Annotated in this window: 13 protein-coding genes; 11 read left to right on the top strand and 2 right to left on the bottom strand. The window is 63.9% G+C overall.

Features of this window, described 5'->3' with window-relative positions; genetic code table 11:
- Nucleotides 1-53 precede the first annotated feature (53 nt).
- The 4 genes from prsT to ACFPOU_RS07435 all read left to right on the top strand — a co-directional run bounded on the left by prsT (nt 54) and on the right by ACFPOU_RS07435 (nt 5,796).
- Nucleotides 54-2,822, top strand: a complete 2,769-nt coding sequence (prsT, locus tag ACFPOU_RS07450; protein ID WP_379718923.1) for an XrtA/PEP-CTERM system TPR-repeat protein PrsT — start codon at nt 54-56, stop codon at nt 2,820-2,822.
- Between the two features lie 123 nt (nt 2,823-2,945).
- Nucleotides 2,946-3,731, top strand: coding sequence for an N-acyl amino acid synthase FeeM domain-containing protein (locus ACFPOU_RS07445; RefSeq protein WP_379718919.1), 786 nt, complete (start codon nt 2,946-2,948; stop codon nt 3,729-3,731).
- Between the two features lie 119 nt (nt 3,732-3,850).
- Nucleotides 3,851-4,738: a ThiF family adenylyltransferase gene (locus ACFPOU_RS07440; protein WP_379718916.1), complete on the top strand. Its 888-nt coding sequence runs from the start codon at nt 3,851-3,853 to the stop codon at nt 4,736-4,738.
- Complete coding sequence (locus ACFPOU_RS07435) at nt 4,735-5,796, top strand: nitroreductase family protein (RefSeq protein WP_379718913.1); 1,062 nt, start codon at nt 4,735-4,737, stop codon at nt 5,794-5,796. The genes ACFPOU_RS07440 and ACFPOU_RS07435 overlap by 4 nt, the downstream gene beginning before the upstream one ends.
- A 217-nt stretch (nt 5,797-6,013) precedes the next feature.
- Here ACFPOU_RS07435 and pepA read toward each other — a convergent pair whose 3' ends face one another.
- Together pepA and ACFPOU_RS07425 are read right to left on the bottom strand one after the other, a co-directional pair.
- Nucleotides 6,014-6,871, bottom strand: a complete 858-nt coding sequence (pepA, locus tag ACFPOU_RS07430) for a flocculation-associated PEP-CTERM protein PepA (protein WP_379718910.1) — start codon at nt 6,869-6,871, stop codon at nt 6,014-6,016.
- 427 nt (nt 6,872-7,298) lie between these two features.
- The gene (locus ACFPOU_RS07425; protein WP_379719029.1) at nt 7,299-7,922 is read right to left on the bottom strand and encodes an XrtA/PEP-CTERM system exopolysaccharide export protein; all 624 of its coding nucleotides are present in this window, start codon (nt 7,920-7,922) and stop codon (nt 7,299-7,301) included.
- 721 nt (nt 7,923-8,643) lie between these two features.
- Here ACFPOU_RS07425 and ACFPOU_RS07420 point away from each other — a divergent pair.
- The 7 genes from ACFPOU_RS07420 to xrtA are packed head-to-tail and all read left to right on the top strand — an operon-like array spanning nt 8,644 to nt 17,470.
- Entirely contained in the window at nt 8,644-10,191 is a 1,548-nt protein-coding gene (locus tag ACFPOU_RS07420) for an XrtA system polysaccharide chain length determinant (RefSeq protein ID WP_379718907.1), read from the top strand.
- A 44-nt stretch (nt 10,192-10,235) separates the two neighbouring features.
- Entirely contained in the window at nt 10,236-11,231 is a 996-nt protein-coding gene (locus ACFPOU_RS07415) for an XrtA-associated tyrosine autokinase (RefSeq protein ID WP_379718904.1), read from the top strand.
- Nucleotides 11,212-12,762: a TIGR03016 family PEP-CTERM system-associated outer membrane protein gene (locus ACFPOU_RS07410; RefSeq protein ID WP_379718901.1), complete on the top strand. Its 1,551-nt coding sequence runs from the start codon at nt 11,212-11,214 to the stop codon at nt 12,760-12,762. The genes ACFPOU_RS07415 and ACFPOU_RS07410 overlap by 20 nt, the downstream gene beginning before the upstream one ends.
- 13 nt (nt 12,763-12,775) lie before the next feature.
- Nucleotides 12,776-13,813 (top strand): XrtA/PEP-CTERM system-associated ATPase, encoded by a 1,038-nt coding sequence (locus tag ACFPOU_RS07405; protein WP_379718898.1) that lies wholly within the window; start codon nt 12,776-12,778, stop codon nt 13,811-13,813.
- Nucleotides 13,810-14,694: an XrtA system polysaccharide deacetylase gene (locus tag ACFPOU_RS07400; RefSeq protein WP_379718895.1), complete on the top strand. Its 885-nt coding sequence runs from the start codon at nt 13,810-13,812 to the stop codon at nt 14,692-14,694. The genes ACFPOU_RS07405 and ACFPOU_RS07400 overlap by 4 nt, the downstream gene beginning before the upstream one ends.
- A complete protein-coding gene (locus ACFPOU_RS07395; protein WP_379718892.1) occupies nt 14,691-15,938 on the top strand; it encodes a TIGR03087 family PEP-CTERM/XrtA system glycosyltransferase in 1,248 nt (415 codons plus the stop codon). The genes ACFPOU_RS07400 and ACFPOU_RS07395 overlap by 4 nt, the downstream gene beginning before the upstream one ends.
- A complete protein-coding gene (gene xrtA / locus ACFPOU_RS07390) occupies nt 15,932-17,470 on the top strand; it encodes an exosortase A (protein WP_379718889.1) in 1,539 nt (512 codons plus the stop codon). Before ACFPOU_RS07395 ends, xrtA begins: the two co-directional genes overlap by 7 nt.
- Nucleotide 17,471 lies beyond the last annotated feature (1 nt).

The following is a 17,471-nucleotide window of genomic DNA, read 5'->3' as shown; positions in this document are numbered from 1 at the left end:
ACTTGTCGCCGTGCGTCTGCCGGTCGACATCAGCACGCCACACTGAGGAAGCCATGTCCCGTAACACGATGAAAATTACCACCGCTATCGTCTCCAGCGCACTGCTGCTGGGCGGCCTGACTGCCTGCAACCGCGACCAGTCGACCGCAACCCTGCTGGCCGAGGCCAAGCAATACCAACAAAAGGGCGACCAGAAGGCCGCTCTGATCCAGTTGAAAAACGCCGTCGCCAAGAGCCCGGAAGACGCCGAGGCGCGTCTGCAACTGGGCACGCTGTACCTGGAAACGGGCGACGCCGTGTCGGCCGACAAGGAATTGCGCAAGGCGGCAAGCCTGGGCATGGCGTCGGCGCGTACCTTGCCGCTGCTGGGCCAGGCGATGCAGGCCCAGGGCAAGTTCAAGGAAATCCTGACCGAGATCAAGCCGGAACAGGCCGCGAAATCGGCGCCCCTGCTGGCCCTGCGCGGCGACTCCCTGCTTGCCAGCAATGAGCCGGACGCGGCCAAGGCGGCCTACGAGGCGGCGCTGGCAGTCGACCCGGCCAGCGGCGCGGCCCTGATCGGCCTGGCGCGCCATGCCCTGGTCAAGAACGATCAGGAAGCGGCGCAGCGCTACATGGCCGAGGCGGTCGCCAAGGACGGCAAGAATCCGGAAGTCTGGATGTTCCAGGGCGGCTTGCTGCGCGGCCTGAACAAGCAGGACGAGGCGCTGGCCGCCTTCGACAAGGTACTGGTCCTGCGTCCGCAAGACCGCAACGCGAACCTGGAAAAAGCCTATATCCGCATCAACCAGAAAAAATTCGTCGAGGCGCGTGCCGAGATCGATGCGGCCAACAAGAATGCGCCGAACAACCTGCTCGTCACCTACGGCCAGGCCCTGCTCGACTTCAACGAAAACAAGCACAAGGAAGCGCGCGATTCGCTGCAGCGCATTCTGAAAAGCGCCCCGAACCACATGCCCAGCGTGCTGCTGGCAGGCGCCGTCAACCTGAACCTGGACTTGCCGCAGCAGGCGCAGATGCACCTGCGTAAATACCTGGAAGCCGAACCGAACAACGTCTATGCGCGCAAGCTGATGGCGCAGGCGCTGTTGAAAGACGCGCAGCCGGGCGCCGCCGCCGCCGCGCTGGCGCCGGCCCTGGACGAATCGCAAGACCCGCAACTGCTGGCGCTGGCCGGCGAGTCCTACATGCAAGCGCGCGATTTCGGCAAGGCCATCGCCTATTTCGAAAAAGCGACGGCGCTGGCGCCCGAAGTGGCCGTGCTGCGCACCTCGCTCGGCATGGCGCGCCTGAGCCAGGGCGACACGGCCAAGGGCATCGGCGAGCTGGAACGCGCAGTCGAACTCGATCCGAAGTCGGACCGCGCCCTGAGCGCCCTGGCGCAGGCCGAAATGGGCCTGAAACGCCATGACAAGGCGCTTGCCGCCGTGTCCAGGCTCGAGACGCTCAAGCCGCAGGACCCGCAGACCTATAACCTGAAGGCCACCATTCTGCTCAACAAGGGTGACGTGGCCGCTGCCCGCGCAGCCTTCGACAAGGCGCTCGCGCTGAACCCGACCTTCTTCCCGGCCGCCGCCAACCTGGCCAAGCTCGACGTGATCGACAAGAAGCCGGAAGCGGCGCGCAAGCGTTTCGAGGCGATCCTGGAAAAGGACAAGAAGAACTTCGGCGCCATGGGCGCGCTGGCCGAACTGGCGATGCTGTCCAACCGTCCCGAAGAAGCGACGACCTGGCTGGAAAAGGCGCAGGCCGAGAACCCCGACGCGATTTCGCCGGCCCTCAAGCTCGGCGCCCACTACCTGCGCACCAAGCAGGAAGCCAAGGCGCTGACGCTGGCGCGCAAATTCCAGGCCGCCAATCCCGCCAGCCCCGAGCTGATGGACCTGCTGGGCCAGGCGCAACTGGCGAACCAGGATCCGCAAGGCGCGCTCGACAGCTACAGCAAGCTGGTCAACATGGTGCCGAAATCGGCGGCTGCCCAGATGCGCCTGGCGCAGGTGCAGGGGGCGCTGAAGAACGATGCCGGCGCGGCCGAGACCCTCAAGCGCGCCAACGCCCTGCAGCCGGCCAACCTGCAGGCGCGCGTCGCCCAGGTCGAAGTGGCGATGCGCCGCGGCCGCAGCGACGAAGCGCTGGCGATGACGCGCCAGTTGCAGCAGGACGTGCCAGGCTCTCCGGTCGGCTTCCTGCTCGAAGGCGACTTGCAGCAAGCCCTCAAGAAACCGGCGCTGGCGCTGGCGGCCTACGACAAGGCCTTCGCCATCACCAAGTCGAGCGCGGTGCTGCTGCGCAGCGCCCAGATGCTCAAGCAGATGGGCAAGGAAGCCGAAGCCAACGGGCGCGTTGCGGCCTGGGCCAAGAGTCATCCGGAAGACATGCAGGTGGCCATGTACCTGGCCGAATCGCACCTGGCGGCCAAGGAGTTCAAGCCTGCCGCGACGCTGCTGGAAGACATCGTCAAGCGCTATCCGGACAACGGTCCTGCGCTCAACAACCTGGCCTGGGCTTACCAGCAGCAAAAGGATCCGCGCGCGCTGGCCACCGCCGAACAAGCCTACAAGGTGGCCGGCACGAATCCCGCCGTGATGGATACGCTGGGCTGGATGCTGGTGGAACAGGGTAATACCCAGCGCGGCCTGCCGCTGCTGCAAAAAGCCGCCGCCGCACCGGCTGCCACCCCGGAAATTCATTATCACCTGGCGGTTGCATTGCATAAATCGGGCGACAAGGCAGCCGCGCGCAAGCAACTCGAAACGCTGCTTGCGCAAAACAAGCCGTTTGCCCAATCGGAGGATGCGCGTTCGTTGCTAAAAACCCTATAAACGACTACTATTCCGAGTACATAAAATCAACAGGACCGTGCTTGTCGCCTATGGACAAAGCGCGGCATAGCGCCAAAGCGGGGCCGCCGAATCGGCGGCGCCCCAAAACGAAGGTGTCCCGCGATGACGAATCCCGACGAAGTGAAGGAATGTGATGAACATTCCGTCGAATTTCTATCGAACGCTCATGTGTCAGAGGATCGCGATAAGATAGTGAACTCAGAATTAGAGGATGTTATCGTGAACCAAGATTCATATGGAATCCGGCTTACCGATACGGCAAAAGGACGCAATTCGGCCAGCATGCTGGTCAACAAGATGTATGCTTGGCGCGGCTATGCTGGCACGCACCAGTTCAGCGACGATCCCAATCGCATCACCCTCACCGCCACCGACAAAGGCGAGGTCGTAGGCACCCTGACGCTCGGTATCGATTCGCCCATCGGCTTGATGGCCGACCAGATTTTCAAGGAAGAACTCGACGCGCACCGCGCCCGGGGCGCCAAGCTGTGTGAATTCACCAAGCTGGCGTTCGACCCGACCGTGCGCTCGAAGACTTCGCTCGCCAATTTATTTCACCTGGCGGTCATTTACGCGCGCGATATCCACGACTGCACCGATATCGTCATCGAAGTCAATCCGCGTCACCGCCGCTTTTACGAGCATATGCTCGGATTCAAGCGCGAAGGCGATTTGAAGGACAACCCGCGCGTCAGTGCACCGGCCTATCTGCTGCGGATCGAGCTGGCCTATGTCACCGAGCAGATTCAAAAACACGGCGGCACGTTCAGCGAATCGGCCACCGAAGCGCCTGCCGAACGTTCGTTCTATCCTTATTTCTTTTCCCCGCGCGAAGAGCAGGGTATTATCAACCGCCTGCGCCGCATCGACGAACACCAGGCAGCCTGATTTACTTGCCAGGTTGCGGCTCCGCCTTCGCGAGGCGGGTCGCATGGGGCGCGCCACAACGGCGCGTCCTGTTTTCGCCATCCCGACATTCACTGCTTACCGCTTTTCCGCTTCCTCACATGACCACTCCCTTTCGCTATGAGCAGGCTTTTTCCCGAAATATCGGCTGGGTAACGCGGGAGGAGCAGGCACGGTTGCGAACCAAGCGGGTCGCCATTGCCGGCGGCGGCGGCGTCGGCGGCGTGCATGCGCTGACCCTGGCGCGCCTGGGCGTGACGAAATTCCGCATTGCCGACTTCGACACTTTCGACGTTCCCAATTTCAATCGCCAGGTCGGCGCAATGGTCTCGACCCTGGACCAGCCGAAGGTCGACGTCATCCGCCGCATGCTGCTCGACATCAATCCCGAATGCGAGGTCGAAGTCTTTGCCGAAGGCATCCACGATGCCAACCTGAACGATTTTCTTGCCGGCTGCGACATGTATGTCGACGCACTCGACTTCTTCGCCTTCGACATCCGCCAGAAGACCTTCGCGCTGTGCGCCCGCCTCGGCATTCCCGCCAGCACCGTGGCGCCGCTCGGCATGGGTGCGGCACTGATCAACTTCCTGCCGGGACGGATGACCTTCGAAGAATACTTCCGTTGGGGAGACTTGCCGGAAACGGACAAGGCTGTCCACTTCGTCGTCGGCCTGGCGCCCGCCGGCTTGCACCGCCCCTACCTGGTGGTGCCGGAAGCGGTCAATTTCGTCGAGCGGCGCGGCCCTTCGACCATCATGGCCTGCCAGTTGTGCGCCGGCGTGATGGGCACCGAAGCCTTGAAGATTCTGCTGGGACGGGGGCGCGTGCTGGCGGCACCCTGGGGCATCCAGTTCGATGCCTACCGCAACAAGCTGGTGCGCACCTGGCGCCCGGGCGGCAACGGCAATCCCCTGCACCGCCTGATGATCAAGATCGGCAAGAAACAACTGGCCAAGGACCTCGCGGCCGCGGGAGCGACAGCATGACGACGATCGAACACATCCTGGACCTGGCGCGCTGGGCGCCAAGCGGCGACAACATGCAGACCTGGCGCTTCGAGATTGTCGGGCCCGACCACGTGGCCGTGCACGCCTACGACACGCGCGACCATTGTGTCTACGACCTCGACGGCCACCCGAGCCAGATCGCCTTCGGCACCCTGCTCGAGACGATCGCGATCGCCGCCAGCGGCCACGGCTTGCGCGCCGACATCGCGCGCCGTCCCGAAGGGCGCGCGACGCACCCCGTGTTCGACGTGCGTTTTACGCCCGACGCCGCCATCGTGCGCAGTGCGCTGATCGGCGCGATCGAGCAGCGCACGGTGCAGCGCCGGCCGATGCGCACTACCCCGCTCACGGCCGAACACAAGCGCCTGCTGGAAGCGACCGTGGCGCCGGCATACGCCTTGACCTGGCTCGAGACCCGCGGCCAGAAATGGCAGGCAGCGAAATTGATGTACAACAACGCCCGCTTGCGCCTGACGATGCCGGAAGCCTTCGAGACCCACCGCAGCATCATCGACTGGAACAACCGCACGCACAGCCCGGACAAGGTCCCCGCCGGCGCACTCGGCGTCGACGCGATGACCCTGCACCTGATGAAATGGGCGATGGTCAGCTGGCGCCGCATGTCGACCGTCAACACCCTGATGGGGACCTGGGCGCCGCGCCTGCAGATGGACCTGGCGCCCGGCATGGCCTGCGCCGCCCATTTCGTGCTCAAGGCGCACCAGGCCCCCCGCTCGATCGACGATTACGTCGCCGCGGGACGCGCGCTGCAACGATTCTGGCTGACCATGACGACGCTCGGCCTGTACATGCAGCCGGAAATGACGCCGCTGATCTTTTCGAAGTATGCGCGCGAAGGTACCCGCTTCACGGCGCAACCGAAGCTGGAGGGCGCGGCCAAGGCCCTGCAGCGCGAGACCGAAGCCCTGATCTTCAACGATGCCCTGTTTCCGGTCTACATGGGACGCCTCGGCTACGGCCCGGCGCCGCAGGCGCGCTCGGTGCGCCGCCCGCTGGCCGAGCTGATGAAACACTGAGCCCGGCCTTCGCCGGGCTGTAAAAGAAAAGCGGCGATGACCTAAGGTCATCGCCGCTTTTGCTTTCATTTCCCTGCTTGGAACATCTTGTTCTTATGATCGCCAGCGCTTGCCCAGCAACTCGCGTCTTATTTTATTTACTACAACAATGTCTTTTTCCATTGGAAAGAGCGGGACAGCCCGCTCTTTCTCAGTGCTTCACGTGCTCGGAAGGCAATTAAGCCTTCTTGGCGCGCTTGCGGCTCATGACGCCGGCACCCAGCATGGCGATACCGAACAGGGCCAGCGAACCTGGCTCTGGCACTTCAGCCAGCTTGAATTGACCGTTGTTCGAGACGAAGAAGTTGCCTGGGTTGTTGGCATAGTCGTTGCCGTTGCAACCGTTGCCGGTGTAGCCAGCGAATTGGCAAGCGACTTCGTCGACCAGACGGTCGGTTGGATCGCCGACGGTGTTGGCGTTGGTGAAGGCGAAGGCCATCACCGATTCAGCCGACAGGTCGTCGCCGTTTTCACGGAAGAAGTAACCTGCATCCAGGGCGCCGGCATCAGCTTGTGCGAACACGCTGACTTGGCCGTTGTTGATCGGCGAACCGCTTGCATCGACCAGGCCGCCACCGCCAGCCATCACGTTGAACACGGCGATCTCGTTGCCCAGGTTGGCGCCGTAGAAGCCGGCGGTCGAGCCGTACTGGCCGTTGGTCGGGTTCTGGTACATCTTGATGGTGCCGCCGGTGAAGGTGAAGGCGCCGCTGAAGTTACCGGTGCCGGTCGCTTCGAAGATCGCGGTGATGTTGCCGCCGGCGTAGTTCACTGGGAACAGGGCGCCGTTGCTGTCAGCTTGCACGATGTTGAACACAGCGTGCTCGGTGAACGAGAAGCTGTTGCCACCGGTTGGGTTGATCTGGATGAAAGCATTGCCGTTGACATCGAGGTATTCGTTGATCGTCTGGCCAGCGCTGAAGCCGGTGCCGATCGGGTTGAACACCCAGTTATTCAACACGGTAGCAGCATTTGCGCCACCGGCTACGGACATTGCAACAGCTGCGGCGCAAGCCAGTTTTTTCAGGAATTTCATGATCTATATCCTCGCTTAAGTTGATTAATTGGGCAAACACACTCACCTATTAGCAAGCACTGTGCCAGGGAAATTATTTCCTTACCAATCAGATACTTAGGCTACTACGCTTGAGCAAAATCAATTGCTGTGTAAAGTCTCTCGACAAGAAAATATCACAAAAAATTCTTATAGGAATTATAATTCTTATTGGATATGTTTCTTCGCGATATTTCACATTTCCCCTTGTTAATGAAGAGCTGCCGCACTGATGCGATGACCTTCGGGCAGCAATTTTCGGGTCCATGGCTGGAAAATAAAGGTGATTGGGCAAACAGAACCGTTCCCGCCTACTTCACAGGGCACGGTCGCGCCATCCGGTTTGTGCGCGAAAACGACAACGGCGCCCGTAGGCGCCGTTGCAAGCACATCCAGAAGTGTCTTCTGGTCAGAAGAAGCTTTCCGGAATCACCAGGATGTCGCCCGGACGCATCGGCATATTCGCTGAAATATCGCCGTCCTTGATCAGGTCGTCAAGGCGCACATTTAATTTCTCCTGCTTGCCATTGACATTGCGGATGATGCTCGCACGATTGCCGGAGGCAAAGTCGGTGATGCCGCCGACAGCAATCAGTACGTCCATCAGTGACATGTCGCGGCGGTAAGGCAGGGCTTGCGGCTTGGCGGCCTGGCCAATCACGCGGATCTGCTCGCCGTAATTGCCGATGAAACCAGTGACCACGACGGTGACGACCGGCTGCTGGATGAACTTGGCCAGCGCCTTCTCGATGTCGCGCGCCAGTTCGGTCGAGGTCTTGCCGGCAGCCGGCAGGTCTTCCACCAGCGGGGTCGTGATCTTGCCGTCCGGACGGACAGGCACCGACATCGACACTTCCGGATTGCGCCAGACGATGATGTTGACGGCGTCGCCAGGCCCGATCAGGTAATCGGCCGGCGCCGCGCCCGCCATTGCGGCGGCCGAAGGGGGCGCCGGTTTTTTCCACAGTGCGCAGCCGGATACGGTCACGGCGCAGGTGGCCGCCAGGACCAGTTTCATCAGGTTCGTCATCATCTTGCTCACGTCATTCCCCTTCACGGCAACAGCAAACGGCAGAGCCAGGCTGTTGTTATAAAAAAACAAAATTGTTATTTAGCCATCAAACCGGGAGTATTGTATCTCAATCATGCCTGTGCGAAAGGTGTGCACGATTGAAATACTTCCTTTTCATTTTTACTGCAACAGTCCTGCAGATGGAGCGCCGGTAGCGGCTGCGCCATGCCAAGGGGGGCCGCCGATGACACCGTTGCGTTGGAAAATGTTCAGCCGGTTGCGTTGTGACCTGACACTTGCGCATGCGACGCACCGGCAAGACCGCCCGGCCGGCCGCGGCGCGGCAAGGCGGCGCGCCTACGGCGGCGCAACAAGAGATTGGTCAAGTTGCATTCATTATTTCGAATAGGAATCAATCGTGCAGCCCTGTTTGAAAATTAAACATTACAATACAACGGCTTGATGTTACGCAAGGCTGTTGTCGATATCTGGACGACGGTACTTTGCTCTTCACCACATCCTTGATTAAGTGCAACATTTCCCAATGCTTCCGTTTATTAATCGGCAACCATGTTGCTGAAGATGGTGGATAGCAGGGAATTTTTGGCATTGCGGTTCGGTATTTGTGTTGTAACGGGTCACATACGGCCTCTTTATTACCACAATTTTCCGGGACGCAATTGCAATTGCACAAACTACAAGCGATGATGCGTGTTCTTTGTGATTGTTTGAGCCTGGCTGCATGCCGGGCGTTCATGGCGAGACTGACGAGATGGCAGAAATAACAGCCCTAATCCTGAATTTCCTCAAGGCCCTCGGTAAATACCGTTGGCATGCAGTGTCCATCGCCTGGCTGGTGGCACTGATCGGCTGGGCCATCGTGCTCAGGTTGCCGAACCAGTACGAAACCTCGGCCAAGGTCTATGTCGATACCCAAAGTATCCTCAAGCCCCTGCTCGCGGGCATGACGACCTTGCCGAACCTGGACCAGCAAGTAACGTTCATGCGCCAGACCTTGATCAGCCGGCCGAACGTCGAGCGCGTGATGCGCGATACCGATCTCGACGTCCAGGCCGGCGACAGCGCGGCGAAGGAACGGATGGTCGATGACCTGATGTCGAAGATTAAGATCGAAGGTACCGGACGCGACGACATCTACACGATCAGCTACACGTCGTCCGATCCCAAGCTGGCAAAGGACGTGGTCCAGTCGCTGCTGACGATCTTCGTCGAAGGCAGCTTCGGTGGTAAGAAACAGGATTCGGACAAGGCGATCCAGTTCATCGACGATCAGATCCGCACGACCGAAGAAAAGCTGGCCGCCGCCGAGAACAGGCTCAAGGAATTCAAGATCAAGAACATGGGCTTGCTGCCGCAAGCCGGCGATTTCGGCAGCAAGGTCGCCAGCGCCAACGATGCGCTGAGCCAGGCACGCCTCGAGCTGGCCGAAGCGGAGCAGTCGCGCAACGCGATCCGGCGCCGCATGACCGGCGGCGGCACGAGCGCAGGCGGCAGCAGCGGCATGGTCGATCCGGAACTCGAAGCGCGCCTTGCCGCAGCCCAGAAGAATCTGGACACCCTGCGCTTGCAGTACACCGAGGAGCATCCGGACATCATCGCCACCAAGCGCCTGGTCGAGCAACTGCAGGTGCGCAAGCGGGAAGAGGCGAAGAAGACCCGCCCCGACCCGGGTGTCGCCGCCAGCCCGATGATGCAGCAGCTGACCGTGACGCTGTCGGACGCCGAATCGCGTGTCGCGGCACTGCGTGCCCGCGTCAACGAATATGCGAACCGCGTGGCCACCCTGCGCACCCAGAGCGTGACGGCGCCGGAAGTCGAGGCCCAGCTGGTCCAGCTGAACCGCGATTACACGATCAACCGCGAGAATTACCAGAAGCTGGTCGAGCGCCGCGAGCAAGCCAAGCTGTCCGGCGACCTGTCCTCGGCCACCGACATGCTGACCTTCCGCGTGGTCGAACCACCGCTGGCCGCCAGCAAGCCGAGCGGGCCGAACCGCCTGGCCCTGTTCTCCGGCGTGTTCCTGCTGTCGCTGGTGGCCGGCCTGGCCGGCGCCTTCCTGCTGAGCCAGGTGCGCCCGACCTTCCTCAGCCACGCCGCCTTGCGCGACGTGACCGGCATGCCGGTGCTGGGATCGATCAACATGCACTGGACCGACAGCCAGAAAGTGCTGCGCAAGCGCCGCCTGCTCGGCGTCGGCGCCGCGGTACTGGTGCTGTTCGGCGCGTACGCGGTCGGCGTGGCCGCCATGCTGGCGCGTGCCAGCGCGTAGGCCGCCGTGACGGCTACCGTAACGGACCAATATTAGGAGCGAATGTGAGCATTATCGAAAAAGCGGCAAGCCGCATTGACCACACCCGCGCAGCGGCACCGGCCCCTGCCGTCGTCGAGCACGACGGGCAGATCATCGAACTGGAACAGCACGCGCCGGCGCTCGACGCCACGCCGGCCGCCCAGCCTGTGGCAACACCGGCACCGGCACCGGCAGCACCCGCACCGGCTGCGCGTGCCGCTGCGCCGGCACCGGCTGCGGCACCGGCCGCCGCGCCGCGCGCCGAAGCCCCGCGCAAGACGCCCCCCAAGCCCGGCACCCGCAAGGTCGACCTGGACCTGGTGCGCATGCGCGATGCCGGCATGGTCACCGCCGCCAGCGGCCGCACCAGCCTGCTGGAAGACTTCCGCGTCATCAAGCGGCCGCTGCTCAAGCGCGCCTTCAGCGAAAGCGCGCCGGGCCGCCCGAACAACCTGATCATGATCACCAGCTCGCTGCCGGGCGAAGGCAAGACGTACACCGCGATCAACCTGGCGATGAGCATTGCGATGGAACTCGACCACACGGTGCTGCTCGTCGACGCCGACGTCGCCCGTCCATCGGTGCTGCGCACGCTCGGACTGCCGGCCCAGCGCGGCCTGATGGACATCCTGGTCGACGACAAGCTCGACCTGTCGGACGTGATGCTGCGTACGAATGTCGATACGCTGAGCATCCTGCCGGCCGGCACCAGCACGCCGCGCGCCACCGAACTGCTGGCCAGTTCGACGATGAGCAGCCTGGTCAACGAGATCGCCAGCCGCTATCCGGACCGCATCATCATTTTCGATTCGCCGCCGCTGCTGCTGACGAGCGAATCGGGCGTGCTGGCCAGCCACATGGGCCAGATCGTGATGGTGGTCGAAGCCCAGGCCACGACCCAGCACGCGGTCAAGGAAGCGCTGCGCCAGCTCGAAGGCTGCAGCAATGTCAATCTCATCTATAACAAGGCGCGGGACATCCCGGGGATCGAAGAGACGTATGACTATCACTACGGCTAAACGCATCGCGGCGCGCCTGCCGCGCCTGGCGCCGCTGGCGGCGGCGCTCCTGGTGGCGTTGCCGGCCCAGGCCCAGTGGGAAGTCACCCCTTCGCTGTCGCTGACCGAGACCTATAGTGACAATCCCGGCCTGCGCAGCGACGCTAACAAGCGCGGCCAGTGGATCTCCGAAGCGCGGCCAGGTATTGCAGTGTATGGCCGCAACGCGCGCGTACAGCTCAGCGCCAGTGCGAACGCCTCGTACTACAAGTACAGCCGCGAGCGGGCCGGTACCCGCAGCAACAACAGCCGGTACGATGCGAACGGGCGCGTCAAGGTCATCGACGAGCTCCTGTATGTCGATGCTGCCGCTCGCCGCAGTTCGCGCGCCATCTCGGCATTCGGCCCGAATAACGATAACGGCTTCAGCGACGAGAACAGCGCCGACGTCAGCACCTGGAGCGTCAGCCCCTACCTGACCCAGCGTTTCGGTAACTTCGCCGTCGGCTCGCTGCGCTATACCCATGAACAGGTCAAGTCCGACACATCCCGTTTCGGCGACAGCACCACCGACAGTGCCGCCTTCAACCTGGCCAGCGGGCGCGCATGGCGCGACTTCGGCTGGAACCTGGGCTATCGGCGCGAAGACTTGCAGACCGAGACATTCGGCGACAGCTCATCGGAAAATGCCCTGCTGCGCCTGAGCTACGCCCTGCACCGCACGTTCCGGCTGACCGCCTCCGGCGGCTACGACAGCTACGATTACGAAGCGGCCGGCGGCGCCAGCACCGCCGGTCCCAGCTGGTCGGTCGGCTTCGCCTGGAGACCGTCGGCACGCACCGCCGTCGACCTGTCCGTCGGACGCCATTTCCTCGGCAATACCGGTTCCCTGGCGGCGTCGCACCGCAGCCGGCACACGGTCTGGCGCCTGAACTATTCGGACGGGGTAACCAATTCGCGCCGCCAGTTTACCGGGGCGCAAACGGTCGATACGGTAGGGCTGATCGACTCGCTGTTCGCAGTGACGATCCCCGACCCGCTGGCGCGGCGCGAGGCAGTGCTGGACTACCTGCTGCTCACCGGCTTGCCGCTCAGCTCCACGCAGGAGGTCAACTACCTGACCAACCGCTACTTCCGCCAAAAGCAGGCGTCGGCTTCGTTCGCTTTCAACAAGCGAGCCCACGGCACCGTGATCTCCGCTTTCGCCAACGAGCGCGTTGCCTTGTCGACAGGCGAAGTCGATGCCGGCCTGCTCGGCAGCTCGCTGTTCGGATTGAACGACAACGTGCGCCAGCTCGGCATGAGTGCGGCCCACACCTATCGCCTGAATGCCCTGACCAACGCCACGGCGACCTTGCTGGCGACACGGAACCGCTCGCTCACGACGAGCTTCGAGCGCGACCAGCAAAGCCTGCGCCTGGGCTTGAGCCGCCGCTTCAGCCGCAACCTGAACGGCAGAGTCGAGCTGCGCCACATACGCGGCGACCGCGGCCTGTCCGGCGCGGGCTACACAGAAAACGCAATCAGCGCCACCCTTTCGGCCCAGCTTTAAGCGGAGTGACACGATGTACGAACCGTATTATGGATTTACCGCCAAGCCTTTCCAGCTACGCCCGGATCCGCATTTCTTCTTCGGCAGCAAAGGCCACAAGCGCGCCATGGCCTATCTCGAATACGGCCTGTCGCAAGGTGAAGGCTTTATCGTCGTGACCGGCGAAGTCGGTGCCGGCAAGACCACCCTGGTGCGCAACCTGTTCAACAAGCTGCCCTCGAGCCAGATCGTCGCCGCCCACATCGTCAATACCCACCTCGACCCGGACGACACGCTGCGCATGGTGGCCTCGGGCTTCGGGCTGCCGTACGAAGGCGCGACCAAGACCGACCTGCTGACCCGTCTCGAGCAGTTCCTGCACAACGTCGACCGCCAGGGCAAACGCGCCCTGCTCGTGATCGACGAAGCGCAAAACCTGAACCCGAAGACGGTCGAAGAACTGCGCATGCTGTCGAACTTCCAGACCGACGACAAGTCGCTGCTGCAGACCTTCCTGCTGGGCCAGCCGGAATTCCGCAGCACCCTGCACAGCCCCGGCATGCAGCAGCTGCGCCAGCGCGTCATCGCCAGCTACCACCTGGGCCCGATGGATGCGCCGGAAACGCGCGCCTACATCGAGCACCGCCTGCACACGGTCGGCTGGAACGGCGACCCGGCCTTCGACGACGCCGCCCACGCGGCCATCTTCGCCCATACCGGCGGCATCCCGCGCAAGACCAACACCCTGCTCGACCGCGTGCTGCTGATGGGCTACCTGGAAGAGCTGCACGCGTTCAACGAAGAGCATATCCAGGCCGTCATCAACGACATCAGCGAGGAATTCCAGCAGCCCGAGGTGCTGGGCACGCCCACTATCCGCTCGATCGACGGCGAGTTGATGGCCGACGGCATGGGCAGCGTCGCCGACCGCCGCGACAGCATCGAAGTCCTCGACGAGCGCATGATGCGTCTCGAAAAATCGATCGTCTCGGTCTTGTCGATCCTGAAAAAAATCGTCGCCACGCCGCAAGCCGGCGTGCCGGCCAACCAGCACGTGGATACCCCCGAATGAAGATGCAGACTCCCGCAGCCCGGCCGCAGCGCCAGCCGGGCGAGCGCATCAGGAATGCGATGACCTGCGACGTCGAGGACTATTTCCAGGTCTCGGCCTTCGCTCCCTACATCAGCCGCGAGAGCTGGCCGACGCGCGAATGCCGGGTCGAGGCCAACATCGAGCGCATCCTGGCCCTGTTCGAGCGCAACGGCGTCAAGGGGACCTTCTTCACGCTGGGCTGGATCGCCGAGCGCTACCCGCAGATGGTGCGCCGCATCGTCGCGGCCGGCCATGAGCTGGCCAGCCACGGCTACCACCACCAGCGCGCCTCGGACCAGAGCCGCGCCGAATTCGACAACGACATCCGCTCGGCCAAAGCCCTGCTCGAAGACATCGGCGGCCAGGCCGTGATCGGCTACCGCGCCCCGAGCTTCTCGATCGGCGCCGGCAACCTGTGGGCGCTGGACGCGCTTACCGAGGCCGGCTACCGCTACAGCTCGAGCATCTATCCGATCGCGCACGACCACTACGGCATGCCGGACGCGCCGCGTTTCGCCTTCTATCCGAACGGCCCGGACGGCCTGCTGGAAGTGCCGATCACCACCGCCATGCTGGGCGGGCGCAAGCTGCCGGCCGGCGGCGGCGGCTATTTCCGCCTGCTGCCGTACGCGCTGTCGCGCTGGATGGTCAAGCGTGTCAACGAGGCCGACAACGAGCCGGCCCTGTTCTATTTCCATCCGTGGGAACTCGATCCCGGCCAGCCGCGTCCCGCCGGCCTGGACGCCAAGTCGCGCTTCCGCCACTACATCAACATCGAGCGCATGGAAGGGCGCATCGCCGCCCTCGCCCGCGATTTCGCGTGGGACCGGATGGACCGCATTTTCCTGAGCAAGCCATGAATTCGATCATCGAGGGCGCGCTGCAGCGCCAGACGCGCGCCGCCGCCGAGGCCGCGAAGCCGGACCTGCTGCTGCTGGTGCATCGCATCCCTTACCCGCCGAACAAGGGCGACAAGATCCGCTCCTACCACCTGCTGAAACACCTCACCACGAAGTACCGGGTGCACCTGGCCACCTTCGTGGACGACGCCGACGACTGGCAGCACGTGCCGGTGCTCGAGGCGCTGTGCGCCAGCAGCCACTTCGTCAAGCTCGATCCGCTCAAGGGCAAGATCCGCAGCGCCAAGGCGCTGGCGACGGGCAAATCGCTGTCGCTGGAATACTACCGCGACGCCGGCATGCGGCGCTGGGTCGCGCGCACCATGCGCGAACGCGGCATCGCGCGCGTGATGATGTTCTCATCGGTGATGGCGCAGTACGCCGACGACTTCCCGGCCGCGCGCCGCGTGATCGACTTTTGCGACGTCGACTCCGACAAATGGCGCCAGTACGCCGAGAAAAAGCGCTGGCCGATGAGCTGGGTGTACCGCCACGAGGCGCGCAGCCTGCTCGACTACGAGCGCAGGGTCGCCGCCCAGTTCGACGCCTCGCTGTTCGTCTCGGCGCCGGAAGCCGAGCTGTTTCGCACCCTGGCGCCGGAAAGCCGCGCCAAGATCGGCCACTTCAGCAACGGCGTCGACACCGAGTATTTCAGTCCCGCGCGCAGCTACGACAACCCGTTCGCCGAGGGCGAGCAGGCGCTCGTGTTTACCGGCGCGATGGACTACTGGCCGAACATCGACGCCGTCAAATGGTTCGCCGAACAGGTCTTGCCGCGGGTGCGCGCGGCGGTGCCGGCAGCGCGCTTCTACATCGTCGGCTCGCGTCCCGCGCCCGAGGTGCTGGCCATGGCGGGCGATGCCATCGTCGTCACCGGCACCGTGCCCGACGTGCGTCCCTACCTGGCCCACTGCGTGGCCGCGGTGGCATCGCTGCGCATCGCGCGCGGCATCCAGAACAAGGTGCTCGAAGCGATGGCGATGGCCCGTCCCGTGGTCGCCTCGCCGCAAGCCTTCGAGGGCATCGACGCCGTCAACGGGCGCGAACTGATCGTGGCCGACGCGCCCGCCGATTACGCCGACGCGCTGATCGGTCTGCTCCGCACGCCGCACCCGAGCATGGGCCGGGACGCGCGCGCCAGCGTCGAGCGCCACTATAGCTGGCCGGCCCACCTGTCCCAGATCGAAACGAGGTTCGAATGCTGATGAACGAGACCCCGGCCCTGGCGGGCGCGGATACGGCGCGCCTGTCGGTCCCGAAGATCGCCGTCATCGCCGCCGCCTTCGTCGCGCTGCTGGTGCTGTACTGGAGTACCGCCGTCTCGATGGTGGCGGTGTGGAACAGTTCCGATACCTTCGCGCACGGCTACGTGATCGCGCCGATCAGCCTGTGGCTGATCTGGCGCCGGCGCGAAGTCTTCGCGCGCATCCCGGCCGCGCCCTACTGGCCGGCGCTGGGCATGCTGGCCCTGTGCGGCGGCGCCTGGCTGCTGGCGCGCGCGGGCGAAGTGCAGGTCGTGATGCAGTACGCCTTCGTGGCCATGTTCCCGGCCGTGGCCCTGGCCGTGCTGGGCCGCCGCCTGGCCGGCGCGCTTGCCTTCCCGCTGCTGTTCCTGCTGTTCGCGGTGCCCTTCGGCGAAGCCTTCGTCCAGCCCCTGATCAACTTCACCGCCGATTTCACCGTCGCCGCCGTGCGCGCCACCGGCATTCCGGTGCTGCGCAACGGCACCCTGTTCGAACTGCCGACCGGTAACTGGTCGGTCGTCGAGGCCTGCAGCGGCGTGCGCTACCTGATTTCGTCGATCACGCTCGGCTGCCTGTACGCCTACCTGAGCTACCGCTCGATCAAGCGCCGCGTCATGTTCATCGCCCTCTCGGTCGTGGTGCCGATCATCGCCAACGGCCTGCGCGCCTACATGATCGTCATGATCGGCCACATGAGCGGCATGGAACTGGCCACCGGCGTCGACCACCTGATCTACGGCTGGCTGTTCTTCGGCCTGGTCATGTTCATCATGTTCTGGATCGGCAGCTACTGGCGCGAGGACGAAGCGATCCCGGCGCCGGCCGGCGCGGCCAGCCAGGCGGCGGCCACGCCGTCGGCAGGCTCGGTCGCCGGCGTCGCCATCGGCGCGGTGCTGGTGGCGGCGCTGTGGCCGGCCCTGGGCGCGGTCAGCGACAAGGCGGCCTACAACCCGGCCCCGGTACGGCTCGACGGCGCGCGCCTGGCCTCCGCGCCGGCCGGCGCGCCGGCCTGGAGCCCGGAATTCATGGCGCCCGACGCGGCCCTGCGCGGCCGGTACACGGCGGCCGGCGCGCCGGTCCACCTGAACGTGCTGTACTACCGCAACCAGGGACCGGACAAGCGCCTCATCAGCTCCGTGAACCGGGTCGACAAGCGCGCGGACAACTACCGCCAGACCGGTTCGAGCGGCCGCATCGAGACCATCGGCGGCAAGCCGCTGGCCTTGCGCGAGACCCGCGTCAAGGGTCCGGACGGCAATTACCTGGTCTGGCATTCGACCTGGGTCGACGGCCGCTTCCTTTCGAACGACTACCTCGGCAAACTGCACCAGGCCAAGGCCAAGCTGATGATGCATGGCGACGATGGCGCGGCCGTGATGCTGGCGACGCCGCTCGGCGAACATCCGGATGCCGCACGCGCCACGTTGCGCACCTTCCTGGAAGCGAACCTGGCGCCATTGCAGGCAACGCTCGAGGCCGCACGGGAACACTGAA

This window comes from Massilia jejuensis, assembly GCF_042656795.1.
GTDB classification, from domain to species: domain Bacteria; phylum Pseudomonadota; class Gammaproteobacteria; order Burkholderiales; family Burkholderiaceae_D; genus Telluria; species Telluria jejuensis.
This window is presented reverse-complemented; position numbering and strand designations above follow the sequence as displayed.